This is a genomic window from Burkholderia sp. KL41, from assembly GCF_057005415.2.
Genome location: NZ_CM174447.1, coordinates 1665253 through 1677362 on the forward strand (window position 1 = coordinate 1665253; position 12110 = coordinate 1677362).

Consider the following 12110-nt stretch of genomic DNA (forward strand, 5'->3'; position numbering starts at 1 on the left):
CATGGCTGCCGGCGTGTCCGTTGCGCGATTGCGCGATCGACCGGTATGCAGGAACGGGGCCAGCTCGAGCGGGTACGCCGGGTGGCGATTCAACGGAACGTGCGTGACGCGATGCACCATTCGCCTGTTCCGTTGACCGGAAACGATTCGACGGGGGAAATGCACGAATTTTGCTGCAATCGCTGCACGGCACGCCGGTGAGACGCTGGGACGTTCGTCTCAGTGCAATGAGACGAATCGCGAGACGCGCGGCGATGGACAGCGCCGTTCGACGCGCGGTCAGGCGACGATTTCGTCGACGGCGACCGGTGCGAGCCGCGTAAATCCGGCGGCGCGGTACAGCGGCAGGCCGGCCTCGGTCGACACGAGCCACACGCGCCGCGCGCCGCGTTGCCGCGCGTGCGCGACGATCGCGGCGAGCAACTGCATCGCGAGACCCCGGCGGCGGTACGCATCTGCCGTCGCGACGCGGTCGACGACGATATCGTGCGCCGACGCAAAACCGTAGCGCGCGGTGGCGGCGATCTGCCCGTCCAGGCGGTGCGCGAACAGGAACGCGGCCGGATTCGGCTGGAATGGCGGGAACGGGGCGTCCGCATTGAACGTTTCGACGTCGCGCGGCGTATGGCAACCGAGCGCCTGCGCGAGTGCGTCGTCGCCGGACAGCGTGTCGATATCGGCGGCCATGAAATGCTCGTCCGACAACCGGCGTGTCCTGCCTTCCAGCGCGGGCGGCAGCGGCGCGGCGCCGAAGCGCGTGATCCATGCGCCGACGGTGAACGGGCCGTCGCCATACGCGGGCGCGCCCTCGATCACGAAGTGCTCGAAAGGCCGCCCCATGCCGGCGTCGAACCGCACGACCTGGCCGTCCGGGCTGTCGTGCAGCGGCGCATCGCGCCGGTCGCGTGCGGCGCAGTAGCCGGCGACGAAGATGCGCACGGCGGCCTTGCGGCGGGGGAAGGTCGACCAGGCTGCGGCGAGCGGAAGCGGGGCGGCGGGAGCGGGAGAGGCGGTCGGCATGCGGGCGCAACGTGGTCGGGGCGAAGCCGACAGCTTAAATCAGGCGGCCGCTCGCCGCCGCGCGGGCCCATTGCCGCGATCGGCGAAACGGATCGTTGCGCGCGATACCCCTTTACTTGAAGTTAACTTCAATTTGTATCATGTGCGCCAGTCCGATCGCGGACGCGTGACGCACCCCGTTGCACGCGGCCGCTCCAACGGAGGTGGAGATGACCGAATCGCCTGTCGCGGCCGATGCCGCGACGCTGCCGTCGCGCAGCTACCGGGCCGCCGTCGCGAACGTCGTGCTGGCGAGCATCGTGTCCGCGTTGCACGTCGGCAAGGCGACGATCGCGTTGCCGTCGCTGCAGCACGAGTTCGGCGGCTCGCTCGCTTCGCTGAGCGGAATCATGTCGGTGTTTCCGTTCGTCGGCGTGTTCGGCGGCATCGCGGCCGGCCTGCTGGTACGGCGCTGGGGCGACCGGCGGATGCTGATCGCGGGCCTGGTGATCCTCGGCCTGTCGAGTGTCGCCGGCACGTCTGCCGGCAGTTTCGCGCTGCTGCTCGCCACGCGCTTCGCCGAGGGGCTCGGTTTCGTGATCGTGGTGGTCGCCGCGCCGGCCGTGCTGAATCGCGTGACGCTGCCCGAGCGGCGCAATCTCGCGTTCGGGCTGTGGAGCACGTTCATGCCGGCCGGCATGGCGCTGTCGATGCTGGTCGGGCCGCTGCTCGGCGGCTGGCGCAACGGCTGGCTCGCGGCCTCGGCGCTGACGCTCGCCGCGGCGGCCGCGGTGCCCGTCACGACGTCCGCCGAAACGCCGGCCCGGCAGGCCGCGGCGCCGCGCATCGGGCCCGCGCTGCGCGACGTGCTCGCGTCGCGGTCGACCACGCTGCTCGCGCTGGGTTTCGCCACCTACAACGTGCAGTTCTTCGCGGCGATGACGTTCCTGCCGGTTTTCCTGATGCAGCGCCTCGGCGTCGCGGTCGGCGCGGCGGGGCTGATCAGCGCGGCGATCGTCGCAGCGTGCGTGATCGGCAACCTGACGGCCGGCTGGTTGCTGTCGCGCGGCGCACGGCCGGGGATCGTCATGGCTGCGACGTCGGTCGCGATCGGCGCGGCGGGCGCGGGACTCTTCAGCGCGGCCACACCGGCACCGCTCGCGGTCGCGCTGGGTTTCGCGTTCTCGGCGATCGCGGGGATGCTGCCGGCGACGATCCTCGCGTGCGCACCGGGCTCCGCGCCGACGCCGTCGCTGGCGCCGCTGAGCATCGGCTGGGTCGTGCAGGGCAACTATCTCGGACAGGTGATCGGGCCGCTGGCAATCGGCGCGATCGTCGGTGCATTCGGCTGGTCGGGCGGCATCGGACTGATGCTCGCGGCCGCCGTCACCGGCGCGGCGATCGGCCTGTCGCTGCTGCGCGAACCGATGGGCCGGCGCTGAGCGCGGCGCCGTTCAACCTGCACGGAAATCCGTCAAGCATGCTCAACACCATGGAAAGCCTGATTTGCGAAGAAGACGTGCCGTGCGATGCGTCGGCACGGATCGAACACGATGCGATGCCGCCGCGCGGCGGCGTCGCGCATCCGCTCGTGACGCTCGGCGGAGTGCCTGCTCCCGAGCACGCCGCTGTGGCCGTCTCGCCGTTGCGCCCGCAACTGTTCGTCACGGTGCTGGAGGCCGGCGACGACGCGTTGCTGGTTCGCTGGGTCGAGAGCGGCCGTTGCCATTACGGCGAACAGCGCTGGCGCTTGCGCGTCGCGTTGCAGCCGGGCCGTTGCGCGATCTCGGGGCAGCCGATCGAGCCGGGCGAGCCGGTGTTCCGGCCGGTGCGGCGGCCCGTGCCGGCCAATGGCGACGAGATGATCTGCCCGGCGTCGGTGCACTGTGCAACCGGCGCGGCGTGTGGCGTCACGGCGGAGGGTGACGACGCATACGTTCCGGCCGATGTTCGCGGCTGAACGCCGGCCGGCCGCGGCATCACGTCATTTCTTCACGTCGTGCCGGTACTGGATGAACCCGGCGTTGTTCGCGAGCTTGTCGTACAGCGCGCGCGCGGTCGTGTTGGTTTCGTGCGTGAGCCAGTACACGCGGCTCGCGCCGGCTTCGCGGGCATGGTCGTACACGGCCTCGATCAGCGCACCGCCTGCGCCTTGCCCGCGTGCGTCGGGCGCGGTGTACAGGTCCTGCAGGTAGCAGTACGGCCCTTCGGTCCAGCACGAGCGGTGGTAGATCGAATGCACGATCCCGACCAGCGCCCCCGATGCGTCGAATGCGCCGAGCACGAACATCGGCTCGGCAGGATCCATCAGGCGGGCCCACGTCGTCGCGAACACAGCGTCGCTCAGCGCGGTGTCGTAAAACTTCTGATAACCCTGCCACAGCGGGCGCCACGCGGCTTCGTCGGCGGCGACGAGCGGGCGCACCGTGACGCGCGTCGCGTCGTGCGCGCGGCCGGCCGCATCGCGCGCGCGCGCCTGCGCGTGGCGGATCGCGGTGAGTGACTGGCGCTGCTTGCCCTGCGCGTCGAAGTTTTCCGGTGCGAGCCACGCGTCGAACGCGGCGCGGACATCCGGCCATTCGCCGTCGATGATCGAGAACCATGCGGTGTCGCGATTGCGGCCGCGGTAGATGATCGCCTGCCGGAACGTGCCTTCGTAGCGGAAGCCGAGCCGTGCGGCGGCCTTGCGCGACGGCACGTTCAGGTCGTCGCATTTCCATTCGTAGCGCCGGTAGCCGAGCGTGTCGAACGCGTACTTCATCAGCAGGAACTGCGCTTCGGTCGAGACGGGCGTGCGCTTGAGCAGCGGCGAGAACGTGACGGAGCCGACCTCGATCACGCCGTTGGCCGGATCGATGCGCATCAGCGCGAGCGTGCCGACCGCGCGGCCCGTGGCACGGTCGATCACCGTGTAGTGCAGCGGATCCGCGCTCGCCTGCGCGCCGCGCGCGTAGTCGCGGTAGCTCGACTCGTCGGTGTACGGGCCGTGTGCGAGATAGGTCCAGTCGCTGCCGTCCGGCGCCTGGGCGTAGGCGGCGTACAGGTCGGCCGCGTGGCGCTCGGCGTCGAGCGGTTCGAGCCGGCAGTAGCGGCCTTCGAGCACGATGCGCTCCGGGCGCGGGCGCGCGGACCAGTCGGGAACGGGGTGGCCGATGGATTGCTGGAAATCGTTGGTGAGCGTGGACAAGGTCGATCTCGCTTCGGTTGGCGGCCGGCGACATGCCGGCATGCAGACGATCGTAGTCGTGGCGAGGTACCATGAGAAGCGCCAGGGATTGGCAAATTTATGGTGCCACGAGCCACGAGCCACGAGCCACGAGCCAAGAGCCACGAGCCAAGAGCCACGAGCCAAGAGCCAAGAGCCAAGAGCCAAGAGCCAAGAGCCAAGAGCCAAGAGCCAAGAGCCAAGAGCCGTGCGCCGCTGGCCGTCCGCAACCGGCCGTCCACCACCGGCCGTCCGCCACGTTCCGACATTTTCACGCTGAGATGTTCCGATGACGACAATCCTGCCTTCCAGCGACGCACCGTTGTTGCCGCTCGACGCGCCGCTGGCGCGCACGCCCGGCGCGCCTTCGCTGCAGCGCCAGTTGCTGCGCCGCGTGCGCGACGCGATTCTCGGCGGCGCGATGCCAGCCGGCACCCGGCTGCCCGGCACGCGTGCGCTGGCCGAGACGCTCGGCGTGTCGCGCAACACGACGGCCGCCGTCTACGAGCAGCTCGTCGCCGAAGGCTTCCTGCAGTCCGACCGCCGCGGCACGCGTGTCGTCGGGTTGTCGCGGCCGGCGCCGCCGCGCCGGCGTGCCGCGCCGCCGGCCGTCGCGCAGCGGCTCGGCCGCATTCGCCCGAGCCGCATCGGCACCGGCGAAACGGAGGGGTTCCGGCCGGGCGTGCCCGCGCTGACGCATTTCCCGGTGGACGCGTGGCGCCACGCGATCGACCGTGCGCTGCGCCGCAGCGGCCGCGACCTGCTCGGTTATGGCGATCCGCTCGGCGAGCGCGCGCTGCGCGAATCGATCGCGCGCCACCTGGCCGTGACGCGCGGCGTGCGCTGCGATCCCGAGCAGATCGTGATCACGGAGGGCGCACAGGGTGCGATCTCGTTGTGCGCGCAGCTGCTGACGAACCCGGGCGATACGGTGTGGGTCGAGGAGCCCGGCTATCGCGGCGCGCGCACCGCGATGCAGGCGGCCGATCTCGACGTCGTGCCGATGCCGGTCGACGCGGAAGGGCTGCGCGTCGAAGCGGACGACTGGCGCGAGCGGACGCCGCGCCTCGTCTATACGACGCCGTCGAACCAGTTCCCGACCGGCGCCGTGCTGTCGATCTCGCGCCGGCTCGCGCTGATCGATGCCGCGCGCCGGCATCGCGCGTGGATCATCGAGGACGACTACGACAGCGAATTCCGTCATACCGGCGAGCCGATCGGCGCGATGCACGGGCTCGCGGACGATTCGCCCGTCGTCTATCTCGGCTCGTTCAGCAAGACGATGTTTCCGGCGCTGCGCATCGGTTTTCTCGTGCTGCCCGACGCGCTGCTGGCCGCGGTGCGGCCGGTGCTGCCGGAGATGCTGCGCGGCGGCACCCGCCATGTGCAGCTCGCGCTGGCGGATTTCATCGAGACGGGCGAGTACGGCCGCCATCTCGGCCGCATGCGCCGGCTGTACCGCGACCGGCGGCGGTTGCTGCTCGCCGCGCTCGACGGCAGCCTGAGCGTGCCGCACCAGATCGAGGGCGGGCCGTGCGGGCTGCATCTTGCGCTGCGGCTGCCTGCGCGCTACCGCGATCGCGCGATCGTCGACGCGGCGCGCGCCCACGGCATCGGGCCGTTCCCGCTGTCGGGCTTTTCGATCGATGCGGCATCGGCAGGCAACGGGCTGGTGCTCGGGTTCGGCAATACGTCGGCCGACGCGTTCGAGCCGATGTTGCGGATGCTGTCGGCGATCGCGGAGCGGGTGGGCGGGGCGTGACGTGCGTACGCGTTGCCTGTGCCGGCGGCGCGGCGATCCGGTGAAGGAAGCCGCCAACCTTTGACTCGGTACCGCGTCCCGGCGGTCGGCAGCAGCAAGTTCACCGCTGTCAGCGGGCCGTTTTTCGTACATCGACCGGATGCAGCCGCCGGGTTCGGCTCCGCATACCAGCACACACCGCTCACCGCCGCGCACGACAATCGGACTTGTGCGGATTGACGAACCGCACACTTTGTTCGAAACGAACGCCGTCGCGGCTCCGCGCCCGGCGTGCCGCCCGGCATACGGGTTTCGATTCGTATGTTCGAACAGGCCGCGTGGACTATAAATGGATGCGTGTACCGGTGCTTGTCAGGCGCCTGCGCGTCTCGCGCATGTCGGCGCCGCGACTCCCGGGGGAGGTGCACCGTGGTTCGCCAGACGCTTGCTCGCGCCGTGCTTCGCACCGCGTTGATCGGGGGCGTGTTTGCCGGCTGTTTGCTGCCTTCGCCGGCCGCCATTTCCGGAACCCTGTCGCCATCCGCCACGCCACCCGCGACGAAGCAAAGGCCGGGTGCGACGCCTTACGCGATGCCGGTCGATTTTCCGGCGATCGTCGACCGCTACGGCCCGGCGGTCGTGACCATCATGACCGCCGCACCCGACCAGCAGGCCGGTGTCCAGTCGTTCACGATCCTCGATCCCGACGATCCGCTCGCCGCATTCTTCCGGCGCGGCGCGCCGCCTCCCGCGCAGGGCCCGCAGACGCCGGCGCCCGACACGGCGCCGCGTGCGGTATCGGGCACCGGCTCGGGTTTCATCGTCAGCGCCGACGGCCTGATCCTCACCTCCGCGCACGTGGTCGACGATGCGACCGACGTGACCGTGCGGCTCACGGACCGCCGCGAATTCAAGGCGACCGTGCTGGCCGTCGATCCGCAAAGCGATGTCGCCGTGCTGCGCGTTACCGCGACGAAACTGCCGTTCGTGCGCATCGGCGATTCGGCGAAGGTACGCGCGGGCGAACCGGTGATGACGATCGGCGCGCCGGACGGATCGGGCAACACGGTCACGGCCGGCATCGTCAGCGCGACGTCGCACCGGCTGCCGGACGGCAGCGCGTTTCCGTTCTTCGAAACCGACATCGCCCCGAACCCCGACAACTCGGGCGGCCCCGTATTCAATCGCGCGGGCGACGTGATCGGCATCGCGGTGCAGGTGTATACGGGCACCGACCGCTACGCGAGCATGACGTTCGCGATTCCGATCGCGTTTGCCGCAAAGGTGCGTGCGCAACTGCAGAAGCAGATGCAGGCGCAGCAGTCCCAGGAGCCGGGCGAGCCGTCGTCCGGCAACGCGCTTGGCGTCGACGTGCAGGATGTCGGCATCGGGCTGGCCGCGGCGTTCGGGCTGCCGCGTCCGGCAGGCGCGCTCGTCAACGGTGTCGCGCCCGGCTCGCCGGCCGCCGCGGCCGGCGTGAGGCCCGGCGACGTGATCGTCAAGCTGGGCGACAAGTCGATCGGCCGTTCGGCCGAGCTGAACGACCTGGCCGCCGCGCTGCCGGCCGGCCAGAAGACGCCGCTGCGCGTGATCCGCAATCGCGCGCCGGTGAGGCTGACGATCACGGGCGCCGACGAGGCTGCCGGCAACGCGGGCACGACCGTCGGCATGGCCGCGCCGAAGGCGGCCGCACGACCGGGGCCGGGGGCAGGGGCGAGTGCGGGCGCGGGCGCGGGAGCGGGAGCGGGAGCGGGAGCGAGTGCGGGTGCGGGTGCGGGCGACGGCGGCGACCGCCTCGGGCTGACGATGCACGCGCTGAGCGACGACGAGCGCCGCTCGACCGGGCTCGCGGTCGGGATGATGGTGGACGCGGTGCACGGCCCGGCAGCGCACGCGGGCATCCAGCCGGGCGACGTCGTGCTGGAGCTCAACGACACGCTGCTCGAGACGCCGGACGACGTGCAGTCGCTCGAAGCGAACGGCGGCAGCGTGATCGCGGTGCTGATCCAGCGCAACAACGCGCGGAAGTTCGTGTCGGTGCGGGCGCGTTAGGGCGTTGACGCGGCCGGTATCGTCCGCCTACCATCGTCCGGTACCGTCCGACCCCGCACCAAGCCAGCCAGGCAATCAGGAGCCATCCGGCATGAAAGCAGCAACCTTCATCGTAGTCGTACACAGGCGCAGGGTCCGGTAGCGGCACCGCGCCGGCATCCCTGCGCCCCCGACTCGTTCGGGGGTTTTTTTTTTGCATTGCGCACGGCCGTGCGGCACGTGCGCGGAGGACATCCGCTTGCAACCGAACCTGCCGATCGCTTCCGAACGGGCGTCGCCGAGGCACGCGACGCTGATCCTGCTGTGCGCGTGCTCGGTGCTGCCGCTGAGCCTGTTCCTGCCGTCGCTGCCGGCAATCGCGCGCGACCTGCGCGCTGACTATGCGCTCGTCGCGCTTTCGCTCGGCGGCTACGCGGCGGTGGCCGCGTCGCTGGAGTTCGTGATGGGGCCGCTGTCGGACCGGTTCGGGCGGCGGCCGGTCGTGCTGGCGAGCGTCGGCATCTTCGCGCTCGGCTCGCTCGGCTGTGCGATGGCGACCGATATCCGGGTGTTTCTGGCATGCCGGCTGATGCAGGCGGCGATCACGTCGGTCTATCCGGTGTCGATGGCGACGATCCGGGATACCGGCGGCGGTGCGCGCGCGGCGAGCCGGATCGGCTATGCGGCGATGGCGGCCGCGTTCGCGCCGATGCTCGGCCCGACGCTCGGCGGCGCGCTCGACCAGACGGCGGGCTGGCGCGCGAGCTTCTGGCTGCTCGGCGCGGCGGGCGTCGCGCTGTTCGTCTGGTGCGGGTTCGATTTCGTCGAAACCCATGCGAACCGGTCGTCGAGCCTCGGGCAACAGCTTCGCGCGTATCCGGCGCTGCTGCGCGCGCGCCGTTTCTGGGCCTACGCGCTGTGCATGGCGTTTTCGACCGGCTCGTTCTACGCGTTCCTGGCCGGCGCGCCGCTGGCCGCGCAAACGGTGTTCGGCATCGCGCCCGCGGAGATCGGCTTCTACATGGGGACCATCACGGCCGGCTTCGTGTGCGGCAGCTTCCTGGCCGCGCGTTACGCGCGCCGCTTCGCGCTGGCCACGACGATCCTGTGCGGGCGGATCGTTGCATGCGCGGGACCGTTGATCGGCCTCGCGTCGATGTTCGGCGGCGCGACGCATGCGATCGCGTGGTTCGGGCCGTGCGTGCTGGTCGGCATCGGCAACGGGCTGACCAATCCCGGTGCCCATGCGGGTGCGGTGTCGGTGCGCCCGGCGCTGGCCGGGAGCGCGTCGGGGCTGGCCGGTGCGATGACGATCGCCGGCGGCGCCGCGCTTTCGTCGCTGACGGGGGCGGTATTGACGCCCGGCAACGCGGGCTATGCGCCGCTGGCGATGATGCTGCTGTCGGCCGCGATCGCGCTGGCGGCGGCCGTCTGCGTGCGGGTGTTCGACGCACGGGACGACGGGCGGTGAACGCGAGTACGCGGTATCGCCGCGCCGAATCGGGCACCGGCGCGGGCATCGGCGCGGGCATGGGTGCGGGCATGGGTGCGGGCACCGCTACCGTCCCGCGGGCGATGGGCGGACAATCGAGCGCATATCGGGAGACGACGAACCCGCCGCGCGCCGAGCATACTCCGCCGCGCGAAGGGCGATTGGACGAGGGAGCGATGAGCGACTTTTCTGATTTCCAGCGAGACATCGCCGACGCCGCGAGAGCGACATTCAGGGCGCTGCGGGCGCTGCACCCGGACGAGCATTTCTACGCGTTCGCGCTGTATACCGACAGCGGCGCGATGACGGTGGTGCCGGCCGCCAATTCGGTCGAGGGGCTGCGCCGGGTCCGCGAGCAGCAGGCCGTCGCGGACGACGACCCGTGGTATGCGTGGGGCTTTTCGGAATGGGCGTATGCGGCGGCGGAAGCGTCGCCGTTCAATGCGATCTGCGGCAAGCTCGCCGACGACGTGCTGAGCCCGCAGTTTGTCCGGTCGAGATTCCCGGAATTTTCGCGGCAACTGCACGCCGCCATGATCGGCGCGTTGCGCCTGCTCGACCGCGAGGGCCTGTTCGGCACCGGCGACGAACGGGCGGCGATCACGCTGTTCGTGTCGATCAGCGACGACAACGCGGCCGAAGCGCTGGAAAACGAATCGGCGAAAGCGCTGAATCCGCCGGCCGTCGCCGACGCATTCCTGCGCCGCTACGACTGACCGAAATCGGGATATCGCACGGCGGCCCCGCGCGGGCGGCCGCCGTGCTTGCTGTGTCACGGCTTATGGCTTACGGCTTCGCGCCCACCACGAACTCGAACGTCGCGACGCCGTCGACGCCGCCCGTCACGCGATCGCCCGGTTGCAGCGCGCCGACGCCGGCCGGCGTGCCGGTGAAGATCAAATCGCCGGCCTTCAACTCGACCGAGCGCGACACGTACGCGATGACGTCGGGCACGGCCCAGATCATGTCGGCCAGGTCGCCTTGCTGGCGCGTGTCGCCATTGACCGCGAGCCAGATGCGGCCCTTGGCCGGATGACCGGTGGCCGACGCCGCGCGCAACGCGGTCACGGGGCCGGACGCGTCGAAGCCTTTCGCCCAGTCCCACGGACGGCTCAGTTTCTTCGCTTCGGCCTGCAGGTCGCGGCGCGTGAGGTCGACGCCGACGCCGTAGCCCCATACGTGCGACAGCGCGTCGGCCGGGTCGATCGACCGCCCGTCCTTGCCGATCGCGACGACCAGCTCGATTTCGTGATGGAGGTCGTTCGTCAGCGGCGGATAGGGGACGGTGCCGCTGGCCGGGACGATCGCGTCGGCCGGCTTCGTGAAGAAGAACGGCGGTTCGCGGTCGGGGTCGGCGCCCATTTCGCGCGCGTGGTCGGCGTAGTTGCGGCCGACGCAGAAGACGCGGCGCACCGGAAAGCGCGCGGACGACTGGTCGACTTCGACGGAAGGACGCTCGGCAGCGTCGATGACAAATGCGGACATCGGATGGCCTCGTTCGGTGGGAAGACGGATGCCGCGCCCGTGCGGCGCACGGGCCGGCATGCGTGCAACGATACCCGACGCCCGTGCGGCCGGATGCGACGCAACTGCGTTTTACCGGGACAAAACTACGCGTCGGGCGCTGCCGGCGTGTCGTCGCCGTCCGGCAGCGCGGCATTCGCGTCGCGGTACGCCTTCGGCGACACGCCGACCCGCGCGCGGAAGCGCCGCGCGAAATACCCTTCGTCGCGGAAGCCGACCGAGCGGGCGATGTCCGCGATGCGCCGGCTCGTATGGGCCAGCAGCGACTGCGCGAGCGCGATCCGGCGCTCCGTCACGAGATCGGTGAAGGTGCTGCCGGTTTCCTTGCGGACCAGGTGCGCGAGGTAGTTGGGCGACAGGAACGCGGCTTCGGCGGTCGCGGCGAGCGTCAGGTCTTCGCGGGTGAGGTTGGCGCGGACGTGCCGCAGCACGCGCGCGAGCGCATCGCGCCGGCCGGCGCGCTGGGCGCCGCGCTGCGCGAGCTTGTCGAGCGCGCCCGCGTACTGCGTGCAGACGAGCCCGATCAGCTGCAGCAGGTAGCCGCGCAGCAACGTGGTCGAGCCGAACGTGCGCACGCGATCGGTGTCGAGCATGCATAGCGCGAGGCGGCGCGCTTCGTCGTAGGTGTCGCCGGTCAGGATGAAGTCGAGGTGTTCCTGGAAGCGGAACGGCGTCAGCTCGGGAAAGCGGTGGGCGGGCACGTCCTCCAGGTCGAGCGGGTCGACGTCGAGATCGGCGCGCAGGAACGCCTGGCTGAAGTTGATCACGATGAAGTGCGCGCCTTCCGGATGCGGGATCAGGTGCTCGCGGTGCGGCAGCACGAACGCGAGCGCGCCGCGCGGAAACGGCCGCGTGACGCCGCCGATCCGCTGCTCGGTGTCGCCGCCGAGATTGAACTGGATCTGGAAATACGCGTGCCGGTGCGGCTCGGTGATCGCCTGGCGTGACGCCTGGTCGCGGATGTAGAAGTCGAGCCGGTCGCTGCGTTCGGGCATCCCGTACAGGCGCGGCGGGGCGGTGGAGGGCATGAAGGATTCTGCTGGTCGTGACGCGGTTGAGCCGCGATGGTACAGCGAACCGGGCGCGACGGCGATCCGCGCCACCTTGCGGCCTGGCCC

At 70.7% G+C, this 12110-nt stretch carries 10 protein-coding genes; 6 read left to right on the forward strand and 4 right to left on the reverse strand.

What is annotated here, in order from left to right:
- Positions 1 to 279 precede the first annotated feature (279 nt).
- A complete protein-coding gene (locus PQB87_RS24930; RefSeq protein WP_301861566.1) occupies positions 280 to 1020 on the reverse strand; it encodes a GNAT family N-acetyltransferase in 741 nt (246 codons plus the stop codon).
- 209 nt (positions 1021 to 1229) lie between these two features.
- On the opposite strand from PQB87_RS24930, the gene PQB87_RS24935 reads away from it, so the two are divergent.
- A complete protein-coding gene (locus PQB87_RS24935) occupies positions 1230 to 2441 on the forward strand; it encodes an MFS transporter (protein WP_489244139.1) in 1212 nt (403 codons plus the stop codon).
- Positions 2442 to 2479: 38 nt separating this feature from the next.
- The gene (locus tag PQB87_RS24940) at positions 2480 to 2959 is read left to right on the forward strand and encodes a DUF3331 domain-containing protein (RefSeq protein ID WP_301861564.1); all 480 of its coding nucleotides are present in this window, start codon (positions 2480 to 2482) and stop codon (positions 2957 to 2959) included.
- Between the two features lie 24 nt (positions 2960 to 2983).
- Here PQB87_RS24940 and PQB87_RS24945 read toward each other — a convergent pair whose 3' ends face one another.
- Positions 2984 to 4186: a GNAT family N-acetyltransferase gene (locus tag PQB87_RS24945; RefSeq protein ID WP_059687045.1), complete on the reverse strand. Its 1203-nt coding sequence runs from the start codon at positions 4184 to 4186 to the stop codon at positions 2984 to 2986.
- A gap of 307 nt (positions 4187 to 4493) precedes the next feature.
- Between PQB87_RS24945 and pdxR the strand changes: the two genes are divergently transcribed.
- The 4 genes from pdxR to PQB87_RS24965 all read left to right on the forward strand — a co-directional run bounded on the left by pdxR (position 4494) and on the right by PQB87_RS24965 (position 10184).
- Positions 4494 to 5966, forward strand: a complete 1473-nt coding sequence (gene pdxR, locus PQB87_RS24950; protein ID WP_059650465.1) for a MocR-like pyridoxine biosynthesis transcription factor PdxR — start codon at positions 4494 to 4496, stop codon at positions 5964 to 5966.
- Positions 5967 to 6374: 408 nt separating this feature from the next.
- Positions 6375 to 7997: a trypsin-like peptidase domain-containing protein gene (locus PQB87_RS24955; RefSeq protein ID WP_489244140.1), complete on the forward strand. Its 1623-nt coding sequence runs from the start codon at positions 6375 to 6377 to the stop codon at positions 7995 to 7997.
- Positions 7998 to 8235: 238 nt separating this feature from the next.
- Positions 8236 to 9447 carry an MFS transporter gene (locus tag PQB87_RS24960; protein WP_153489400.1) on the forward strand — a complete coding sequence of 404 codons (1212 nt, stop codon included), beginning with the start codon at positions 8236 to 8238 and terminating at the stop codon, positions 9445 to 9447.
- A gap of 197 nt (positions 9448 to 9644) precedes the next feature.
- A complete protein-coding gene (locus PQB87_RS24965; RefSeq protein ID WP_489244142.1) occupies positions 9645 to 10184 on the forward strand; it encodes a DUF4303 domain-containing protein in 540 nt (179 codons plus the stop codon).
- A 70-nt stretch (positions 10185 to 10254) separates the two neighbouring features.
- Here PQB87_RS24965 and PQB87_RS24970 read toward each other — a convergent pair whose 3' ends face one another.
- Together PQB87_RS24970 and PQB87_RS24975 are read right to left on the reverse strand one after the other, a co-directional pair.
- Entirely contained in the window at positions 10255 to 10953 is a 699-nt protein-coding gene (locus PQB87_RS24970) for a fumarylacetoacetate hydrolase family protein (protein ID WP_060061613.1), read from the reverse strand.
- 125 nt (positions 10954 to 11078) lie between these two features.
- Complete coding sequence (locus PQB87_RS24975; protein ID WP_027791818.1) at positions 11079 to 12020, reverse strand: helix-turn-helix transcriptional regulator; 942 nt, start codon at positions 12018 to 12020, stop codon at positions 11079 to 11081.
- Positions 12021 to 12110 lie beyond the last annotated feature (90 nt).

Bases quoted from the DNA above. Each gene is read 5' to 3' on its own strand.
- PQB87_RS24930 (WP_301861566.1), bottom strand. From the start codon at position 1,020: ATGCCGACCGCCTCTCCCGCTCCCGCCGCCCCGCTTCCGCTCGCCGCA.
- PQB87_RS24935 (WP_489244139.1), top strand. From the start codon at position 1,230: ATGACCGAATCGCCTGTCGCGGCCGATGCCGCGACGCTGCCGTCGCGC.
- PQB87_RS24940 (WP_301861564.1), top strand. From the start codon at position 2,480: ATGCTCAACACCATGGAAAGCCTGATTTGCGAAGAAGACGTGCCGTGC.
- pdxR (WP_059650465.1), top strand. From the start codon at position 4,494: ATGACGACAATCCTGCCTTCCAGCGACGCACCGTTGTTGCCGCTCGAC.
- PQB87_RS24965 (WP_489244142.1), top strand. From the start codon at position 9,645: ATGAGCGACTTTTCTGATTTCCAGCGAGACATCGCCGACGCCGCGAGA.
- PQB87_RS24970 (WP_060061613.1), bottom strand. From the start codon at position 10,953: ATGTCCGCATTTGTCATCGACGCTGCCGAGCGTCCTTCCGTCGAAGTC.
- PQB87_RS24975 (WP_027791818.1), bottom strand. From the start codon at position 12,020: ATGCCCTCCACCGCCCCGCCGCGCCTGTACGGGATGCCCGAACGCAGC.